General features: G+C 73.7%; 15 protein-coding genes. 8 read left to right on the top strand and 7 right to left on the bottom strand.

Features of this window, described 5'->3' with window-relative positions; all coding sequences use genetic code 11:
* Positions 1-178: 178 nt before the first annotated feature.
* Positions 179-1,189, bottom strand: coding sequence for a polyprenyl synthetase family protein (locus ACZ4YY_RS29810; protein WP_468297139.1), 1,011 nt, complete (start codon positions 1,187-1,189; stop codon positions 179-181).
* Positions 1,190-2,533: 1,344 nt separating this feature from the next.
* Between ACZ4YY_RS29810 and ACZ4YY_RS29805 the strand changes: the two genes are divergently transcribed.
* Positions 2,534-3,001, top strand: coding sequence for a transglycosylase SLT domain-containing protein (locus tag ACZ4YY_RS29805; RefSeq protein ID WP_468297136.1), 468 nt, complete (start codon positions 2,534-2,536; stop codon positions 2,999-3,001).
* A gap of 58 nt (positions 3,002-3,059) precedes the next feature.
* On the opposite strand, the gene ACZ4YY_RS29800 is transcribed toward ACZ4YY_RS29805, so the two are convergent.
* On the bottom strand, positions 3,060-3,884 hold the full coding sequence (locus ACZ4YY_RS29800) for an HAD family hydrolase (protein ID WP_468297131.1): 825 nt from the start codon (positions 3,882-3,884) through the stop codon (positions 3,060-3,062).
* A 223-nt stretch (positions 3,885-4,107) separates the two neighbouring features.
* Between ACZ4YY_RS29800 and ACZ4YY_RS29795 the strand changes: the two genes are divergently transcribed.
* The 3 genes from ACZ4YY_RS29795 (at position 4,108) to ACZ4YY_RS29785 (ending at position 7,500) form a co-directional block, all read left to right on the top strand.
* Complete coding sequence (locus tag ACZ4YY_RS29795; RefSeq protein ID WP_468297128.1) at positions 4,108-5,172, top strand: GNAT family N-acetyltransferase; 1,065 nt, start codon at positions 4,108-4,110, stop codon at positions 5,170-5,172.
* Between the two features lie 40 nt (positions 5,173-5,212).
* A complete protein-coding gene (locus ACZ4YY_RS29790; RefSeq protein ID WP_468297125.1) occupies positions 5,213-6,601 on the top strand; it encodes a glycosyltransferase family 2 protein in 1,389 nt (462 codons plus the stop codon).
* 80 nt (positions 6,602-6,681) lie between these two features.
* Positions 6,682-7,500 carry a polysaccharide deacetylase family protein gene (locus tag ACZ4YY_RS29785; RefSeq protein ID WP_468297120.1) on the top strand — a complete coding sequence of 273 codons (819 nt, stop codon included), beginning with the start codon at positions 6,682-6,684 and terminating at the stop codon, positions 7,498-7,500.
* A gap of 262 nt (positions 7,501-7,762) precedes the next feature.
* Here the strand turns inward: ACZ4YY_RS29785 and ACZ4YY_RS29780 are convergent, their stop codons facing one another.
* From ACZ4YY_RS29780 to ACZ4YY_RS29760, 5 genes are all read right to left on the bottom strand, one after another.
* Complete coding sequence (locus ACZ4YY_RS29780) at positions 7,763-8,881, bottom strand: glycosyl hydrolase (RefSeq protein WP_468297117.1); 1,119 nt, start codon at positions 8,879-8,881, stop codon at positions 7,763-7,765.
* Positions 8,878-9,303 carry a hypothetical protein gene (locus tag ACZ4YY_RS29775; RefSeq protein ID WP_468297114.1) on the bottom strand — a complete coding sequence of 142 codons (426 nt, stop codon included), beginning with the start codon at positions 9,301-9,303 and terminating at the stop codon, positions 8,878-8,880. Before ACZ4YY_RS29775 ends, ACZ4YY_RS29780 begins: the two co-directional genes overlap by 4 nt.
* Positions 9,300-11,090, bottom strand: a complete 1,791-nt coding sequence (locus ACZ4YY_RS29770) for a glycosyltransferase (RefSeq protein WP_468297109.1) — start codon at positions 11,088-11,090, stop codon at positions 9,300-9,302. Before ACZ4YY_RS29770 ends, ACZ4YY_RS29775 begins: the two co-directional genes overlap by 4 nt.
* A 160-nt stretch (positions 11,091-11,250) precedes the next feature.
* Positions 11,251-13,518, bottom strand: a complete 2,268-nt coding sequence (locus ACZ4YY_RS29765; RefSeq protein WP_468297204.1) for a lipopolysaccharide biosynthesis protein — start codon at positions 13,516-13,518, stop codon at positions 11,251-11,253.
* A 493-nt stretch (positions 13,519-14,011) separates the two neighbouring features.
* On the bottom strand, positions 14,012-15,217 hold the full coding sequence (locus ACZ4YY_RS29760) for a DegT/DnrJ/EryC1/StrS family aminotransferase (protein ID WP_468297106.1): 1,206 nt from the start codon (positions 15,215-15,217) through the stop codon (positions 14,012-14,014).
* Positions 15,218-15,577: 360 nt separating this feature from the next.
* Between ACZ4YY_RS29760 and fahA the strand changes: the two genes are divergently transcribed.
* The 4 genes from fahA to ACZ4YY_RS29740 all read left to right on the top strand — a co-directional run bounded on the left by fahA (position 15,578) and on the right by ACZ4YY_RS29740 (position 19,647).
* Positions 15,578-16,789, top strand: coding sequence for a fumarylacetoacetase (gene fahA, locus ACZ4YY_RS29755; RefSeq protein ID WP_468297201.1), 1,212 nt, complete (start codon positions 15,578-15,580; stop codon positions 16,787-16,789).
* A gap of 667 nt (positions 16,790-17,456) precedes the next feature.
* A complete protein-coding gene (locus ACZ4YY_RS29750; RefSeq protein ID WP_468297103.1) occupies positions 17,457-18,395 on the top strand; it encodes a M56 family metallopeptidase in 939 nt (312 codons plus the stop codon).
* Positions 18,396-18,589: 194 nt separating this feature from the next.
* Positions 18,590-19,378 (top strand): GntR family transcriptional regulator, encoded by a 789-nt coding sequence (locus ACZ4YY_RS29745; RefSeq protein WP_468297100.1) that lies wholly within the window; start codon positions 18,590-18,592, stop codon positions 19,376-19,378.
* Positions 19,379-19,419: 41 nt separating this feature from the next.
* Positions 19,420-19,647: a 4Fe-4S dicluster domain-containing protein gene (locus ACZ4YY_RS29740; RefSeq protein ID WP_030790138.1), complete on the top strand. Its 228-nt coding sequence runs from the start codon at positions 19,420-19,422 to the stop codon at positions 19,645-19,647.
* Positions 19,648-19,649 lie beyond the last annotated feature (2 nt).

The following is a 19,649-nucleotide window of genomic DNA, read 5'->3' as shown; positions in this document are numbered from 1 at the left end:
CCCCACCCCGAGCCGCCATTCTCACCCGAATCGGTGAGGAGTGGTGATTTCCCTGGTCTCCATCTGACCAAATCGGCCACCGCACTTCGTCAACCCAAGGGCTCAACTCGGCGTACGCCTGCGGTATGACACGGAGTGGGGGTAGGGCGGGAAGACCCGTAGGGGAGAGGCGACCGGGTCAGCCCGCCCGGTGGACCACCGCGTCGCAGAGTTCCAGCAGCGCCAGCTTCGCGTCGCACTCGCGCAGCGGCGCCAGCGCGGCCCGCGCCTCCTTGGCGTAGCGGATCGTGTCCGCGCGGGCCTGCTCCAGGGCCGGGTGGGCGCGGAGGGCGGCGAGGGCCTGCGCGTGCCGGGTGTCGTCGGTGAGGTCGGAGTCGAGCAGCTCGCACAGGGCGAGGTCCTCGGGCAGCGACAGCCGTGCCGCCCGCTCCCGCAGCCGGAGCACCGGCAGGGTGGGGATGCCCTCGCGCAGGTCCGTGCCGGGCGTCTTGCCCGACTCGTGGGAGTCGGAGGCGATGTCCAGGACGTCGTCGGCGAGCTGGAAGGCGACGCCGAGCCGCTCGCCGTACTGGGTGAGGACGTCCACGACGGTCTCGTCGGCGCCCGACATCATCGCGCCGAAGCGGCAGGACACCGCCACCAGCGATCCGGTCTTCCCCCCGAGCACGTCCAGGTAGTGGTCGACCGGGTCCCGACCGTCCTGCGGTCCGGCCGTCTCCAGGATCTGCCCGGTGACCAGCCGCTCGAACGCCCCCGCCTGGACGCGGACCGCCTCGGGCCCGAGGTCGGCGAGGATGTGGGAGGCGCGCGCGAAGAGGAAGTCGCCGGTCAGCACGGCCACCGAGTTGCCCCAGCGGATGTTCGCGCTGGGCACGCCGCGCCGTACGGTCGCCTCGTCCATCACGTCGTCGTGGTACAGCGTCGCGAGGTGGGTCAGCTCCACCACCACCGCCGACGGCACCACGCCGGGCGCGTACGGGTCCCCGAACTGCGCCGCGAGCATCACGAGCAGCGGCCGGAAACGCTTCCCGCCCGCCCGCACCAGGTGCTGGGCGGCTTCCGTGATGAACGGAACCTCACTCTTGGTGGCCTCGAGCAAGCCTTCCTCGACAGCCGCCAATCCGGCCTGGACATCGGCTTCCAGAGCCTGGTCCCGCACGCTCAGCCCGAACGGCCCGACGACGGTCACGAGGGGTCTCCTGTCTGCTGGTGTCTACTGGCGACTACACGGTTTGTCGATAGGTCGCTGCCATCACTCGAGTCAGCGTATCCGGTCACGTTTCGATCACCGATAAGCCCCCACGTCCCCCGGGCCCGACTTCCCTCGACCGCGAGGAGCCGCGATCAGCCCGGGCGGTATCACATCACGACCGTTATGTTTCTGATCACCCGATACGAACGGATGCTTGTCGACCGACCGGACGGCATGCCGCATGTCCCGCACCGAGGCCGAGGCCGCCTCCGCGGGGAGGACCCCCCGCCCGGAGGTTTCCCACCCCCGGCGCGCGAGCCGCTCCCCACCCGACACCTGCCCGCGCGGCAGCGCGCCATGTCACCCGCCCGGAGCACACCACCCCACGACACCGTCCGGGACACCGACACCCCACGACACCGTCCGGGAAAACCGGCACGCCGCGCCCTGTCCGCACGCCGGTGCTCCGCCCCCCTCCCCGCCGGCGGCCATACCGACGCTCCGTGCCCTTCGGGACGCCGGCACCCGTGCCCTTCGGGACGCCGGCACACCCCTGCCCCCGCGGACGCCGACGCTCGTGACACTCGCCCGCAGCGCAGCGCGCCGCCTCCCCGCCCGAGACGCTCGGCCCCCTCCACCCGGGGACAGACGCTCGGCCCCCTCCGCCCGGACGCCCACGCGCGGCGCCGCCCCGCCCGGACTCCGGCATCAGGCGCCCCCGCGTCCGGCGCCGGCACCCGAGCCCCCCATCGCCCGCAGACCGGCATTCCGCAACCCCGCCACGCGCGCCCCCGCCGCCCGGGGCGCCGCACACCGCACCGCATGCCCGGCCGACGCCCTGCGGCGGGTCCGCCTTCCCTCCTCCAGCTACCGCCATCAAAAAGGGACTTGAGGCTAATGCCCGATTCACCCCTCTTGTGGACGTGGGTGAGTTGGCTCACTTCACCACCGCCCGGCGCGTCGCACCGGAAGTCGTAATTCCACTTTCACTGCAAGCCAGTTGCTTGTTGCCTGACGCAAAGGATCAAGCACCCCATAGGCCTCAGACCAAGGTCAAAAGGGGTTTTCTATGAATCCGGTACTTGTTCCGGACATGTGCTCTCGCATACGTTCCCGGCCTGTCGGGCGGACGCCGAATCCTGCCGCCGCCCTTCCTCACCTTCGACGAACACTCGCGCACGGCAGGAGCGGGGGACCCAGGCAGGACGCCGGACCGTACGTCACGCACGCACCGGACCGGCTCGGGGTGAAGTCGCGTCGCCGTACCCCACGGCGACCGACCGGGCACCTCCCGCCCGAACCCGACAGCTCACCTCGCAGGCGCCGGAGAGGAACCTCGTCATGCCCGCTGCCGCTCAACCCCGCCGCCCCCGCCTCACCCGTGCCGTCGCCGTCGTCTGTGCCGGCGCCGCCGTGCTCGCCCTGCCGCTCGTCGGCGCGACCAGCGCCTCCGCCGCCACGACGTCGTCCACCACGATCGCCGGGTACCCCAACAACCTCGACGGCTGGATCCGCGAGTCGCTCGCGATCATGGCCGAGCGGGGCATTCCGGGCAGCTACGACGGCATCTACCGCAACATCATGCGCGAGTCGTCCGGCAACCCGAACGCCATCAACCTCTGGGACTCCAACGCGGCCGCCGGCACCCCCTCCAAGGGGCTGCTCCAGGTCATCGACCCGACCTTCGCCGCGTACCACGTGCCCGGCACCCTGTACGACCCGTACGACCCGGTCGCCAACATCACCGCGGCCTGCAACTACGCGGCGGACCGGTACGGCTCGATCGACAACGTGTTCGGGGCGTACTGACCGGGCCCCCGGCTCCCCCCGACCCCCTCCCGGCTCCCCTCAGGACCGCCCCCGGCCCCTAGGGGAAGAGGCGCTCGAGGACGACGGCCACGCCGTCGTCCTCGTTCGACGCCGTCACCTCGTCGGCCACCGACTTGAGTTCGGGGTGGGCGTTGTCCATCGCCACGCCGCGTGCCGCCCAGTCGAACATCGGGATGTCGTTGGGCATGTCCCCGAAGGCGATCGTGTCCTCGGGCCTCAGCCCCAGGTGGTCGGCGGCCAGCGCCAGGCCCGTCGCCTTGGTGACGCCGCACGGCTGGAGCTCCACCGTGCCCGGCCCCGACATGGTGACGGTCGCGAGCGAGCCGACCACCGAGCGGGCCGTCGCCGCCAACTCGTCGTCCGACAGGGTCGGATGGCGCAGCAGCACCTTGCTGATCGGCGCGCACCACAGGTCGTCGCGGGAGGCGACGCGCAGCGCCGGCAGCGTCGGGTGCGGCATCCGGTAGCCCGGCTCGATGAGGGTCAGCCCGTCGACGCCGTCCTGGTCGACGGCCGCGTACACCTGGCCGACCTCCGCCTCGATCTTGCCGAGGGCCGTCCACGCCAGCTCCCGGTCCAGGGTGACCGACCACAGCAGGCGGTCCCGGCCGGCGTCGTACAGCTGCGCTCCCTGGCCGCACACCGCGAGTCCCCTGCTGTGCAGGGCGTCCAGAAGCGGCCGTACCCGGGGGGCCGGGCGGCCCGTCACCACCAGATGACGTGCGCCGGCGGCCGTCACCCGCGCGAGCGCGGCGAGCGACCGGTCGGAGAAGGTGTCGTCGCCGCGGAGCAGCGTTCCGTCCAGGTCGGTGGCGATGAGGGAGTACGCGGAGCGCGCGGCGTGTGCGAGGGGTGCGGCCATGATCAGAGAATACGGATCCCGGACCCCATCAACTCACCGGTGAATTCGGCGCGGAGAGAAACGGCTTTCTGGCACAACGTCGGGTACCGACCGGTTAAAGGCCTCTGCACCGGTTGGCAACAAGATGCTCCGCTACCTACCGCCCGACCTGCCCGGGCGGTACCGTCCAAGAGTCCAGGGGGGACTTGATCGGGGGGTCAGGTTGAGCAGTGGACGTATTCGTGTGCTGAGGCCCGAGGAACTCGGCGAGGGGGAGAGGGAGCGGTGGCGGGCGCTGCGTGCCGCGTCGGCCGTCGCGCGCAACCCGTTCATGGAACCGGAGTTCACCGCCGCCGTGGGTCGCGTCCGGTCGCGCGCGCGGGTGGCGGTGGTGTACGAGGGGCGCGAGCCGGCCGGCTTCCTGCCCCATGAGCGCGGACCGCTCGGCGGGGGCCAGGCCCTCGCGTACGGAGTCTCCGACGCGCAGGGTGCCGTCCTGAGTCCGGGGCTCGGGCTGAACGCGGACGAACTGATGCGCGCGTGCTCCCTGTCGAGCTTCGCCTTCGACACCATGCGGGCCGACCAAGGACTGTTCACCGCGCACGCGGCGGCGGAGTACGCCTCCTATGTCATCGACGTGGAGAAGGGCTACGAGACGTACGAGTCGGTGCTGCGGGCGCAGTCGCCGAAGTTCCTGAAGACGACGCTCGCCAAGGAGCGCCGGCTCGGCCGTCAGGTGGGGCCGACGCGGTTCGTGTTCGACGAGCGCGACCCGGCCGCGCTGCGCACGCTCAGGACGTGGAAGTCCGCCCAGTACCGCAGGACCGGCCGCCGGGACCGGTTCGCGCAGGAGTGGATCTCCCGGCTCGTGGACGTGCTCGCCGCGACGCGCGCCCCGGAGTGCTCCGGCACGCTGTCCGTCCTCTACGCCGGTGAGCAGCCGATCGCCGCGCACTTCGGGCTGCGCTCGTCGACCGTCCTGGCCTGCTGGTTCCCGGCCTACGACCCGGAGTTCGCGAAGTACTCGCCCGGCCTGGTGCTGCACCTGCGGATGGCCGAGGCGGCCGCCGGCGCGGGCGTCGGGCTGCTCGACCTGGGGCGCGGCGCGGCCGAGTACAAGGACTCGCTGAAGACGGGTGAGGTGCCCGTCTACGAGGGGGCGTGGACGCGCCCGGGGGCGGGCGCCGCGCTCTCCTGGCTCAGCCGTGAGCCGTCCCGCCGCGCACACCACTTCGTGCGCGGCCGGCCGAGGCTCGCGGCGGCGGCCGCACGGATTCTGCGGAGCGCGGGCCGGCTGCGCCGGTCATGAGGCTCGCGTCGGTCATGACGGCATGTCACGAGGGGGGTTCATGACGGGGTTCATGACGGGGTTCACGGCGAGGTTCACGCCGCGCGTGCCGCGGGTGCGGCGGGAGATCGAGGAGTTCCTGGCGATCGAACCGGTCCAGGTCGCCGAACTGGATCTGACGCCGCACGGGGACGGCGGTGTGCTGCGGCCCGGTCCCGGCAGCCCGCCCGTCACGCACGGCCCGGTGTTCTTGCTGGTCAGAAGGGCCGGACGGCCCGTGGGCACGCTGCTCGGACGGGTGCCGGAGGGCGCGGACCCGAGGACGGTCCTCACCGCACTGGCCGAGCGGCGCCATCCCCCCGGGGAGCGGACGCCGGGTCCGGCGGGGGCCTCCGTGCCGTCGGCCACCGTCGTCGTCGCCACCCGTGAGCGCGCCGACCGGCTCGCCCACGCGCTCGACTCGCTCCTCGCCCAGGACCACACGGACTTCGAGATCGTCGTCGTCGACAACGCGCCGCTGACGAACGCGACCCGGGAGCTGGTCGAGCACAAGTACGGCGAGCGCGTGCGGTACGTGACGGAGCCAGTCCCCGGGCTCGCCGTCGCGCACAACAGGGGTGTCGGGGCCGCGCACGGCGAGGTGGTCGCCTTCACCGACGACGACGTGGTCGCCGACCCCCGCTGGCTCACCGAACTCACCGCGCCCTTCGCCGCCGACCCCGGCCTCGGCTGCGCCACCGGCCTGATCCTTCCCGCCCGGCTGCGTACACCCGCCCAGGTGCTGCTGGAGAGCCATGGCGGCTTCGCGAAGGGCTTCACGGCCCGGACGTACGACCCGCGGCACCCGCCCGCCGACGAGCCGCTGTTCCCGTTCACGGCGGGCCGGTTCGGCTCCGGGGCCAACATGGCGTTCCGCGCCGATGTCCTGCGCGCGGTCGGCGGTTTCGACCCGGCGACGGGCGCGGGGACACCCGCCCGCGGCGGGGACGACCTGTACGGCTTCGTCCGCGTCCTCGTGGAGGGCCACCGCCTGCACTACACCCCGCAGGCCCTGGTCTGGCACCACCACCGGGAGACCTGGCGGGACCTGGAGACCCAGGCCCACGGGTACGGCGCCGGCCTCACCGCCTACCTCACGGCGATCCTCGTCGACCGGCCCGCGCTGCTGCCGGCGTTCCTGGCCCGTCTGCCGCGCGGCCTCGCGCACGCCCGCGCCCTGACGGCGACCCGGGAGGCGCGGGAGGCGGACACGCGGGCGGCGGGCGTGGACGGCGGGAGCGCGCCGGGCGGGCACGACGAGCGCGGCCACCCCTGGCCACGGCGGCTGGCGCGTTTGCAGCGCCGGGGAATGCTGTACGGGCCCGTGGGCCATCTGCGGGCCCGACGGGCGCTGCGGGCGGCCGTCGCGGGCGGCGCGGACGGGCACCTGCCGCCGAGGGGGACCGGATGAGAGACACGGGCGGGCACCCGACGCCGAGCGGGGACCGGATGAGAGGCACGGACGGGCACCCGACGCCGAGCGGGGACCGGATGAGAGGCACGGACGGCGGCACGCGGCGGGGCGGGATTCCGGTCTTCCTCTATCACGCCGTGATGGAGGACCCGCCCGACTGGATCGCGGAGTTCACCGTCACCCCGAAGGAGTTCGCCGCGCACCTCGACGCCGTCGTCGACAGCGGCCGTACGCCCGTCACGGTGGGCGCGCTCGCCGACCATCTCGCCGGGCGGGCGCCGCTGCCCGCCCGGCCGGTGCTGCTGACCTTCGACGACGGTTTCGCCGACCTGCCGGGACCGACCGCCGAGGCGCTGGCGCAGCGCGGACTGGTCGCCACCGCCTACCTCACCACCGGGGCCATCGCCCCGGGCGGCCGCAGCCTGCTGCCCCCCGCCCCGATGATGACCCTGGCGCAGGCGCCGGGGCTGGAGCAGTACGGCATGGAGGTCGGCAGCCACACCGTCACGCACGCCCAGCTCGACACGCTGCCGCGGCGCGATCTCGCGCACGAACTGCGTCGGTCGCGGGCGGTGCTGGAGGACACCCTCGGTCACGGCGTGCGACACCTCGCCTACCCGCACGGCTACAACAGCGGCCGGGTGCGCCGGATGGCCGCCGCCGCCGGCTACGAGACGGCGACCGCCGTGCGGCACGCGCTCAGTTCGGACCGGGACGAGCGCTACCGCATCGCCCGGCTCATCGTGCGGCGCGGCCACACCGTGGCCGACGTCGAGGGCTGGCTGGCGGGGGGCGGCGCGCGGATCGCGCCGTACCGGGACGGGCCGAAGACGGTCGGATGGCGGTGGTACCGCAGGGCCCGCGCCGTGGTGCGCGGGCCGGTGTTCGCGGGCTGAGGGGTCCTTGCACCAGGAGCGCCTGATCAGGCCGCGTCGTCCGGTGCCGTGCATCGCACGGCACCGGCAAGCCCTTGTAGTGGAGTCACCAGGGCTTTCCGGCAACGCGGCGAGGTGCGGTACCGGGCCGCGCGGCCCGGGCGGGCACAGTGCAAGGAGCCCTGAGCCCTCGGGCGGAGCCTCGTGCTGCGCCTTCCCGGCCCTTTGTCGCCCCTTCTCTTCGGAGTGCTTGGAGCTCCGAACTCCAAGCACTCCCGAGCTCTCAGCCCAGGGGCTGGTTGAGGTACGGGTCGGAGACCGCCTTGCGCAGGGCGGCCCAGGCGCGGTCGCCCGCCACCGCGAGATCACAGTGCGGCCCCGGGTCCCGGTGGTTCCACTGGAGTGCGGCCCTGACGCCGGTCAGGTCCTTCAGGACCGCCGGGATCTGCGTGTACCACTCGGCCTGGCGGGCCGGCCGCGTCGGGTCGTCCGCGGTGCCGAACTCGGAGAGCATCAGCGGTTTGTCGTCGGAGATGTTCTCGCGGATCCAACGGTGGGTGGCCCGCTGGGTCTGCGCGAACGACTGCCACCCCGCCCGGTGGCACCGGTAGTAGTTGTACTGGTTGTAGGCGACCCAGTCGACGTAGTCGTCGCCGGGGTACATCCGCTGCATCAGGCCGGCGTGCTCCAGGTAGCCCGTGGTGATCCAGGTCCACACCACGTTGGTGACGCCCAGCCGGCGGAACCGGTCGTGGAGGTGCCGGTACGCCCGGACGTACTCCTCCGGGGTGCCGTTGGCCGGCGTGCGGGTGTCCATCTCCAGGTCGAAGGAGAGGAAGACCTTCTTCCCGTACCGCTTGACGCGCTCCGCCTGGACGTCGACGACGGACGCGTCCAGTTCGCCTGCGGCGATCTGCCTCCAGGTGGGCTGCTGCGCCGTCGTACCGCCCCACCACTTGCTCTCCCAGGACAGCAGCAGCAACCGGTCGTCGTCGGCGACGCGGCGCTCCTGCTCGGTGAGCAACTGCCCTTCCAGGCGCTCCCCCTCGACGAGGGACATGTCGTGGTACGTGTAGACGATGTCGAGCTTGCGGCCGATCCGCTTCTCGTAGGCGCGGACCTTCTCCTCCAGGTTGTCCTTGGTGTGCGGCACGAAGGCGCCGAACCAGGCCCCGCAGGGCGGCTCGAGCAGCGGTGTCGGGGCGCACTTCCCGCCCCGGGCGGAGGGGCGGGAGCCGGTGACGTGCCCGTCGTCCGGGCCGTGGGTGACGTCCCGCAGGAGACAGGCGGCGGTCAGGACGCCGCACAGGACGGTGACGAGGAGTAGGGGAGGGACGAAACGGGGGCGGCGGGGACGCCGGTGCCGGTGCGCCCGGCGGGTGTCGAAGAGGTGCGACCTCACGAAGCAGTACCCTTCCCGGTCCTCGGTGGGGAGGCGCGCAGCCGCGGGCAGCACGCGGCGACCGTGGTCAGCAGCGTGAGCGTGAGCAGGACGCGCTGCGCGCTGAAGGCGTGCGTGGCGATGAACACCGTCGCGGCGAGCAGCACGACGGCCATGCTCACCAGGACGATCAGCATCAGCCGTTCCAGCAGGTCGGAGTGGCGTTCGAAGGACACGTCCCGGCCTTCGACGGGTCCGGCGGCCGGGCCCGCGGCCAGCGCGGGCGCGCAGATTCTGAGCAGGGCGGCGCCCGGCCCGGTCACCAGGAAGGCGGCCGTCGCCGCGCCGCGCAGCGCGGAGCCGTCCGGCAGCGCGAGGGCGGACAGGGCGAGCCAGCCGCCGAACGGGGGCAGCATCCGCACCACGAGTTCCTGCGGGGTCACCGGGTCGCCTCCTTCAGCACGTACGCCGACCCGGCGCCGTTCCCCGCCACCCGCTGGAACAGCGGTGACGCGGCGACGGATCTCTCGATCCGGGCCAACTGGCCCTTCCTCAGCAGCCCGTTCATCTCCGAGTTCGCGAACTGGCCGCGGGTGAACAGCAGATAGGCCCGGCCCGGCGGCTCCACGGCGGACATGTCCCGGGCGAGGGTGGCCGCCGGGTCGCGCACGATCAGGTCGACGTGGTCGCGGGCGTCGTCGAGGAACCAGTAGTGGTCCACCCTCCAGTACTCGTCGAACGCGAGGGGGTAGTTGCGGTCGGCCGCCACGACGAGGGAACCGTCGGGCGCCTGCTCGATCACCTGCCGGACGAGGTCCACCTCGGCCTGCGGGAAGTAGCTGATGCGGTCCTTGCCGGAGTAGCTGGGCACGAACGCGAGGGTGAGGGCGAGCAGGGCGAACGGCGGCAGCCAGAGGTGGCGGCGGCGTTCGGCCCCGGGGCCCGTGCCCGTCCGGCCCGCCTTCTCCAGCGCGGTCAGTGTGCGCACCTGGGGCCGCAGGGCCGCCGCGGCGAAAAAGGCGGCGCCGGGCAGCGTGAACATCAGCACCCGGAAGATCATCTCGCTGCCGTAGCTGCTCGCCGCGAGCATCGGCAGCGGGGCGGCGGCGAGCAGCAGCAGCGGCATCGCGCGGTGGCGCAGCACCGGTTGACGCAGTACGCCCACGACCGCGAGCAGCAGCACCGACGCCGACAGCAGCCGTGCCACCCAGGACGTGGCCACCGCGCCCGTGCCGGTGGGGGTGGCGCCGTAGCCGGTGGAGACGTTGCCGCCGATGTCGCCGATCGAGCGGACCATCTCCGGCATGGCCGCCGACAGGAACGGCAGCGCGGCCGTCAGACACCAGGCCAGGAAGATCACTGCGGTGGTGATCAGCGGCACCGTGTCGCGGTGGCTGCGGGTGAGGAGCAGGGCGGCGAGCGAGACGACCAGCATGCCCGGGGTGAGCTGGTGCGAGATGACGACGGCCATGACCAGCAGGACCAGCACGACCGTCCACACGGCCCGGCGCCGCGGTTCGCCGCCGCCCGGGGAGCGGGCGTAGCGGCGCAGCACGACGGCCAGCACACCGAGGTGCAGGACGAAGGCGACGGACTGCGGCGAGAAGTAGTCCTGGCCCACCCAGTCGGCGACGCAGAAGAGCCACACCCCGGTCCAGATCAGCCGCCGGTCCTCGGTGAACGTGCGGTAGATCAGCAGCAGCGGGAGCAGCAGCAGCAGGCTGGAGACCAGCGGCCACCAGGCCATGTACTGCGCGGCGGAGTCCACGCCGAACAGCCGCACCAGCACCGCCTGCGCGGCGAAGAAGCCCGGCCACTGGTCGTAGACCGCCAGGTCGCCGAGCACGTCCTCGCCCTGGAGCCGGCCCGCGGTCAGCAGGTGGTCGACGACCGCGTCGTGCTTCCACGCCCACGCGTACAGGGGCGTCGGGTACAGCACCGCCGGTGTGGCGCGCTCCATCACCAGCAGGGCCACGACGTACGCCGGCGCCCAGACGGGATGGCGGCGCGGGCCGCGCAGCGCGGCCCAGAAACCGGCGGTGAGCAGCGCGAGGCCGGCCCAGAACGTGGGGTGCAGCGCGGTGACCAGGCCGAAGTCACCGAGGTCGGAGACGTCGGTGTGCGTCACCGCCCAGCCCCACAGGGCGAGCGCGACGAGCAGCGCGGGGGCCGGGTGCACGGCGGCGTACCACCAGGGCCGCCCGGGCGGCAGGTCGGAGAGATCGCTCACGGGCTCCCCACCTGCCGGGGCGGGCGCCTCCGGGACGGTCGTGACGGCGGGAGCGGGTTCCGGGCCCGGCACGGGCTCCGGTTGCGGTCTCTCCCGCGGACTGGTTGGCGGACGCACGACGGTTCCCCCCTGGCGTTCGGCTCTGAGCCTGAATCGTTCGTCAGTCGTCGGACGGGTCTGGGTTTCGTGCGCCGGACACGGGGTTCGGCGACGGGTGCGGCACCGGCGGGCGGTCCGCGGGATCCTCGGGCGGCTCGGCGCGGTGGACCGACAGGAGCAGGAGCAGCAGGGACAGCACGGCGAGCGACGGCAGCGCGACCGGCGCGAGCGCCTCCCTCCCCGCCCAGCCCCCGACGGCGACGAGATAGACGACCCCCCAACGGGCCGCCCAGGGCAGGCGGGGGGCACGGGGGCGGTCGTCGGAACGGCGGTCGTCGGAACGGCGGTGGTCGCGGGGGCCCTCGCCGCGCTCGCCGAAGCGGTCGCCGTGGCCGTCCTCGTCGCGGTCGCCGAAGCGGTCGCCGTGGCCGTCCTCGTCGCGGTCGCCGACGTGGGTCAGCAGCAGCCACAGGGGGACGAGGCACAGCAGCAGGCAGACCGGCGGCGCCCAGCGCAGCAGCGGCTCGGGCCCGGGCAGGCCGAGGGTCTGCGCGAAGAAGTCGGCCGTCCGGGTGTGGAACGTCCCGCCCAGCGCCCGGGGTTCCCGGCCGAGGGCGACGGGCACCGAGTACAGGGCGAGCGCGACGACGGCCAGGGCGGTGGCCGGCAGCCGCGCGTCGTGCCGCGCGCACAGCGTCACGGCGGCGACGAACAGCACCAGCAGCAGGCCACCGGCGACCAGCGCCGGGCCGGGCAGCGCACCGAGCATCCCGCGCCCGCTCAGCGGACCGGCGAGGCGTCCCGTGACCTGCCCGCCGAGCCACGGCAGGTCGCGCAGCGCCGCCCAGAAGACGACGGCGCACAGGCCGAGCAGGCTCCACAGGCCGGCCCGCAGCCAGCGCTGTCCGCGTCGCGACCAGATCCCGTTCCCCTCGTGGTCCGGCTCCGGCGTGCCCGGCGCCCCCGGTGCGGCGCCCTCCGCGGCCGGGCTCTTGTTGGCGGGCCGGACGATCACCGCCAGCGTGTCCGCCGCCAGGGCTTCACGCTCGTACGCGGGGCGCCCTATGAACAGCGCGACGGTGTCCGCGTCGGACACCCCGCGCTCGTCCGCCGCCCGGCGCGCCCAGCTCGTGCCGTACCCGGCGGTGGCGTTCAGCCGGGCCGCGCGGGCGCCGGGGGCGTCGGGGGCGGGTGCGGTGCCGGTGGCCGGGGCGTCGGCGACGGACCGGCCGTCGGCGTCGGCGGACCGGTCGTCGGCGTCGGCGGACCGGCCGTCGTCCCCGCCGTGCTTCTCGGGGCCTGTGGAGCCCGGTGCGGCGGTCGGCGGCGGAGCCGGGGCGGAGGCGAGGGTTCCGGCGTCCCGGCGCAGCGCGGCGCGCAGCCCGACGACCGAGACGACCGCGATCAGCGACATGCTCAGCAGGACCGCCCAGCCGGCACCGGCGATGCCGGCCGGGGTGAACAGGAGGGCCGCGCTGCCCAGCACCAGCGTGCACATGGCGCCCTGGAGCGCGGCGAGCACCCCCGTGCGCCCCTGAACGCGCAGCACCCCGATGTACAGCTCCACCACGACCCGGGGCAGCGCGCCCGCGGCCAGCAACCGCAGCACGGTGGTGCCGTGCTCGGCGTAGTCCGGGCTGAACGGCATGAGGATCTGCGGCGCGAACAGCACCAGCACCAGCACCACCGGCACGAGCAGCAGGACCATGCGGCGCAGCGCCCCGCGGACGCCGTCGGCGAGGTGGCGCGGATCGTGCGAGGCGTGCGCGGTGAGCGATGAGGCCATGTTGATGGCCATGAACTCCATCGTGCCGCCGACGGTGTACGCCACGTAGAAGTAGCCGTTCTCGGCGGCGCTGAAGCGGACCGCGACCATCACCGGCAGCAGGTTGATCATCGCCAGGCTGAACAGCGCGCCCAGCGAGTCGCCGGCGAGGAACCGGCCCATCTCGCGCAGCCGGGGCGGCTCCAGGTCGCGGTCGGCGGTGGCCTGACGCGGGATCAGCCGGCGGAAGATCAGCCAGCCGAGCGGCAGCGTCGAGAAGGCGATGGCGACCGCCCAGGACACGAAGATGCCGAGGACCGGCAGCGCCGTGGCGAAGACGACCAGCAGGATCAGCTTGCCCACCGAGAACACCGCGTTGCCCACCGGCACCCAGCCGGACCTGCGCAGTCCGGTCAGCACCCCGTCCTGGAGCGTGAGCAGCGCCCAGGCCACGCACGCGACGACGAACGCCGCTCCCGCCGCCGGCGTGCCCAGCGGCGCGTACGAGGCCCCCCACAGGTCGAGCGTGAGCAGGAAGACGAACGCCGCGATCGCCACGACCACCGAACTCGCCGCGTACGTCCGCCACACCAGCGAGCCCGTCGCCCGTCCCGCGCGCGGGACGAAGCGGACGACGGCGCCGATCATCGTCGTCGCCGTGATGCTGGCGAGCAGCCGCATCGCGGCGATCGCCGCGGAGCCCTGGCCGACGGCCTCCTCCGAGTAGTAGCGGGCGGCGACGAGCCAGAACCCCAGGCCGAGCACGGCGGAGACGCCGGTGCTGAGCATGAGGAAGTAGGCGTTCCTGAAGAGGGAGTCCGCGCCGCGCCCGGCGTCGGCCGCTCGCTCCCCGCCGTGCCCGCCGTCGGCCGCCCTCCCCCCGTCGTGCCCCCCGTCGGCCGGCCCGCCCGCGAGGGGCGGCGTGCCGGGCGGTCCGCCCGGCTCACGCACCTTGACGCCCGTGCGCCCGCGGTCCCGGGTCGCGGCGTCGCTCGCCGTCCGGGCGGCAATCTCCTCGGCGGCGGTCCGGTCCTCGGCCTGTGTCCCGGCCCGTGTGTCAGCCACGTGTCGGCTCCAGCCCTCCCGGTGCTCCCCGTCCCGTCGGCGTCCCGGCCGGCCGCACGCCGGAGTCCCGCAGCACCTCGACGACCCGCCGGGCCCGCAGGGGGTCCACCGGCAGCGCGTGCCGCGCGAACCAGCGGGCCCCGGCCGGATCGGGCGAGGGGTCGGTGAAGGGGGCGCCCGCGTAGTCGTCCAGGGGTGGGTCGTAGAGGTACCCGACGACGATGCCGCGCCGGGCGAGGGCCGCGGCGGCGGCGTCCCGGTCGGCGACGAACAACGGCACACGGAACAGGGGTTGGACGGCCCCTTCCCCCGTCGCGGCCGCCGTCGGCCGCCTCCCGCCGGGTCTCCCCCACGGTGTCGACAGCAACAGTTCGGTGCCCGCCCGGCAGGCGTCCAGCACCTCGTCCAGGTGGTCGAGCCGGCGTCCGATGCGCGCCAGCCGCGGCCGTCCGGACCGCAACCGGTAGTCGTGCAGGTCGACACGGATCCAGGAGTCGTGCGCGGTGAGGTCCGGTGCCGCGTCGACCGCCCGCGCCAGTTCCTGCGCACGCAACGGCATCCGGATCCCCTCGCGTTCCGTCAGCCCGAGCAGCCGCATCGTGGCCCACGCGGCACGCCGCAGCCGCAGGCCGCGCACCGCCGCCTCCGCGTACGGGCGGACGGCGAAGGCGAGTTCGGCCGTGGCCCGGCCCGGCAGCAGCAGGTCCTCGCAGGTCTGTCGCAGGACCTCGCGCAGCCCCGGATCCGCGCAGGACAGGAAGCCTCCGGCCTTGGCCCCGACGTGCTTGGACAGACTGAAGACGGAGGCGTCGCCCCAGGCCCCGACCGGGCGGCCGCCGACCGTGCTGCCGATGGCGTGCGCCCCGTCCTCGAACAGCGGGATGCCCAGCGCGTCACACCTGTCGCGCAGGCGCGGCGCGTCATCCGGATTGCCGTACAGGTTGGTCGTCAGCACCCCGGACAGCGAGCCCCACACCTCGTCGGGCACGGCGTCGACGTCGATCGACGCGTCCAGCGGGTTCAACGGCGCCTGCACCGGTCTGAGTCCGGCCGCGAGCACCACGAAGAAGATCACGTCGTCGTTGACCGGCGACATCAACACCCGTCCGCCGGGCGGGCACCAGTGGCGCAAGGCCACGTACAGCCCGAACCGGCACGACGGCACGTACACGCATTCCCGGCCGAGTCTGCCGCGCATGGTCTCTTCGAGCCGTCCCGGCCTGTCCGGCCGTTTCAGCCGCTCCGACCGTGAGCCATGCCGCGCCGACCCGAGGCCGGCCTCCCCAATGGCCATCCGCCCCCCAGGTGTGCCATGGGAACGCCCCCTCCCCGAGGCCTTCCGGCACCCGCCCAGAGTCTCCCCTTTCGCACCGCTCCGTCAAGATTGCGGGTCCGCCTGTGGACAACCGGCCGTACACGAACGGACGCGGAGCGCTGCGAGCCGGGCCGTCCCGGCCGTCACCTCCCGCGTCACCCCCGTCGCGCTGCGGTGTCCCTCGTCCGGGGTCGGCCGTAACGTGTCACCCACATGGCGAGCAGGAAAGCGAGGCAGCACCCGATGCCCCCCTTCGACCTCCCCGAGGGCGACCCCTTCGGCCCGCACAACCTTCCGTACGGCGTCTTCTCCCGGCACGGCTCCGCGCAGCGGAGCGTCGGCGTCCGTCTCGGCGACCACGTCCTGGACGCGGGCGCGGCGGCCCGGGCCCTCGGCTCCCCGCACGCCTCCCTGCTCACCCGGCCGAGCCTCGACCCGCTGCTGGCGGCGGGCCGTCCGGTGTGGTCGCGGGTCCGTGCGGAGCTGACCTCGTGGGTGACCGACCCCGCTCACCGCGAGACGCTGACCCCGCTCCTGCACCCCCTGTCCTCGGTGACCCTGCACCTCCCGTTCGAGGTCGCCGACTACGTCGACTTCTACGCCTCCGAGCACCACGCCCGCAACGCCGGCGCCATCTTCCGCCCGGACGCCGCGGACACCCTGCTGCCGAACTGGAAGCACCTGCCCATCGGCTACCACGGCCGGGCCGGCACGGTCGTCGTCTCCGGCACGGACGTCGTCCGCCCGTCCGGGCAGCGCAAGGCCCCCGCCGACCCCGCCCCCGTGTTCGGCCCCTCGGCGCGGCTCGACATCGAGGCGGAGGTCGGCTTCGTGGTCGGGGTGCCGTCGCAGCGGGGCAGGCCGGTGGCGCTCACCGACTTCCGTGAGCACGTCTTCGGGCTGTGCCTGCTCAACGACTGGTCGGCCCGCGACATCCAGGCCTGGGAGTACGTCCCTCTCGGCCCGTTCCTCGGCAAGTCGTTCGCCACCTCGGTGTCGGCGTGGATCACCCCGCTGGAGGCGCTGGAGCAGGCACGGGTCTCGCCTCCCGAGCGCACCCACCCCCTGCTGCCCTACCTGGACGACACCGCGGCCGAGCCCGGCGGCTACGACCTGCGGATCTCCGTCGCCGTCAACGGTCACGTCGTCTCCGAACCCCCGTTCTCCACCATGTACTGGACGGCCGCCCAGCAACTCGCCCACCTGACGGTCAACGGCGCCTCCCTGCGCACCGGCGACCTGTACGGCTCGGGCACGGTCAGCGGCCCGGCCGAACACCAGCGCGGCTCCCTGCTGGAACTGACCTGGAACGGCCGCGACCCGCTGGACCTCCCCGACGGCAAGCGGACCTACCTGGAGGACGGGGACGTGGTGACCCTGTCGGCCTGGGCACCGGGCCCGGACGGCGTGCGGCTGGGCCTGGGCGAGGTGACGGGTCGCGTGGTCGCGGGCTGACCGCACGGGGCGAGAACGGAGGGACACGCGATCGCGGGCTGACCGGACCAGGTGTGACGGTGCCTGAGGGGTCCTTGCACTGTGAGCGCCTGATCAGGCCGCGTGGTCCGGTGCCGTGCATCGCACGGCTCCGGAGCGTCCTTGTAGCGGAGCTACCAGGGCTTTCCGGCAACGCGGCGAGGTGCGGTGCCGGAGAGTCCTTGTAGCGGAGCCACCAGCACTTTCCGGCAACGCGGCGAGGTGCGGTGCCAGGCCGCGCGGCCCAGGCGGGCACAGTGCGAGGACCCCTGAGAAGAGGTGCGGTGCCAGGCCGCGCGGCCCAGGCGGGCACAGTGCAAGGACCCCTGAGAAGAGGTGCGGCGCCCGACACGCGTGCCCGCGGTGGGCCGCGCCCGCCACGCGTGCCTGAGACCGGCCGAGCCCGGAAACGCGTACCCGAGACGGGCCGAGGCCGAAACGCGTACCGCGGCAGGCCGCTGTCGGACGAACGCGCGCAGTGGGCTGACTCCCGCCGTGCCCGCCGTCATACTGGCGGCGGGCACGGTCCGAAGGCCGGGCCTCCGGCACGCACTCCCGGAGCACGGCCGCCTCGACCGTCCGCGTCGCCAGGCGCGTTCTCCGACCCGCTCGCCCCCGTTCTCGCCGCCCAGGATCCGGAGCCCCTGGAATGACCTTCTGTCTGCTCCTGCTGAGCGTCGTCGCCCTGACGGCCTCCGTACCGGCCCCGCGTGCGCTGACCCGGGCGGCCTGGCCCGAGCGGGAGCCGGTGGTCGCGCTGTGGGTGTGGCAGTGCCTGGTCGCCACGGTTCTGCTGTGCTGTCTGACGGCCATGGTCCTGGGCGCGGCCGCCGTCTTCCACACCGTCCGCGCGCAGGTCTTCGCCCCCGCCCCGCCCGGGGTGACCGAGGCGTACGACCTGTCCGCCGCGCCCGTGTGGTCGAGCGCCCTGACCCTGCTGCTGGCGTGCGGGGCGGCCTGGACCACCGCCATGCTGGTCCGTGAACTCGTCGAGGTGCGCAGGCGTCGCGGCCTGACCCGTGCGCACCTGCGGGAACGCGCCCCCGACCTGCCCGCGGGCCTGCCCTCCGCACGGGGCCCGCTGCTCGTGCTGGAGGACGACTACCCGGACGCCTGGTGGATGCCCGGCAACCCGCCCCAGCTGATCGTGACGACCGGCGCGCTGCACCGCCTCACCTCCCTCCAGCTCGACGCCGTCCTCACCCATGAACGCGGTCACGCCCGCGCCCACCACGACTGGCTGCTGCACCTGTCGACGGCCCTCGCGACCGGTTTCCCGCGCGTCCCGCTGTTCGCCCACTTCTGCGACCAGACCCACCGCCTGGTCGAACTCGCCGCCGACGACACCGCGTCCCGCCGCTGCGGCCACCTGACGACGGCGCTGGCCCTGATCGAGCTGAACCAGCACCGAGGTGTCCTGTCCTGCGCCTCCAGCCACCGCCTCCTGGGCGAACGCGTGGACCGTCTCCTCCAGCCGCCCCCGCGGCTGCTCCCCCGGCACCGCGCGCTGACGACGACGGTGGCGGCGCTGGTGCCCCTGCTGCCGCTGCTGATCACGTTCGCCCCGGGGCTGACGGCCCTGAACTGAGTCCGGCACGGGGCCGACGGCCCTTTGCCGAGGCCCGCACGGGGCCGACGGCCCTGAGCCGAGGCCGGCGCGGGTGGCGGATCTTTCCGCTCGTTCGTCGAAAAGTGCAGGTCAGGCGAGTCTCTGACGCTTCGAAGACTGGCGCAACACTTCCGCAACACCACTATCCCTACCGGATAGGTATGGTCCGTCCCATGCCGCCCAGCGACCGCATCCGAGACCACGCCGGCCAGGGCGCGACCACCGTCGCCGCCCACCGCGCGCGTCGCCGGCTGCGCGCGGACCAGGCCCGCCAGCTCGCCGACCTGCTCCGCCGCCAGCTCCTCACCGGAGGCTTCCCGGCCGGCACGCTGCCCCACGAGTCGACCCTCGCCACCGACTACCGCGCCTCCCGCAACACCGTCCGCCAGGCCCTGGACCTGCTGCGGTCGGAGGGCCTGGTGGAACGCCTGCCCGGCGTCGGCACGGTGGTCGTGGCGGAGAAGTACCCGCACGGTCTCGACCGGCTGATGGGCCTCGCGGAAACCCTGCGCGAACACGGCCGCGTCACCAACGAGGTCCGCACGATGGGCCCCGTCCCCGCACCGGCGCCGGTGGCCGACCGCCTCCACCTCCAGACCGGCGCCGACGTCCTCTACATCGAACGCCTGCGCCGCCTCAACGGTCTCCCCCTCTCCCTCGACCTCACCTACGTCCCGCTCGACATCGGCACCGCCCTGCTCGGCGCCGACCTGGAGAACACCGACGTCTTCCGCCTCCTGGAGGCCGCCGCGGGCCAGCCGCTCGGCCACGCCGAGATCACCCTGGAGGCCGTGAACGCGGACGCCAACTCCGCCGCCGTACTGGAAGCCCCGCGCGGGGCCGCCGTCCTCATGCTGGAACGTCTCACGCACCTCGCCGACGGCCGCCCGGTCGACCTGGAGTTCATCCGCTTCCGCGGCGACCGCATCTCGATGAGCGGCCTGCTGCACCGGACCCTCTGACCACCCCGCTCACCCCGCCTGCCCACCTCCCGGAGACAGCCATGCCTTTGGTGCCCCAGCGAGCCGACGTGCCCGTGACCATCGACGAGTCGAAGTGCATCGACGGCTGCACCCTCTGCGTGGACATGTGTCCGCTGGACTCCCTCGCCATCGACGAGAGCAACGGCAAGGCGTACATGCACGTCGACGAGTGCTGGTACTGCGGCCCGTGCGCGGCCCGCTGTCCCACCGGAGCCGTCACGGTCAACATGCCCTATCTGCTCCGCTGAGA

The organism is Streptomyces sp. NPDC030143 (assembly GCF_055573695.1).
The sequence above is the reverse complement of the archived record's forward strand: the minus strand, read 5'-3'. Positions and strand labels throughout refer to the sequence as shown.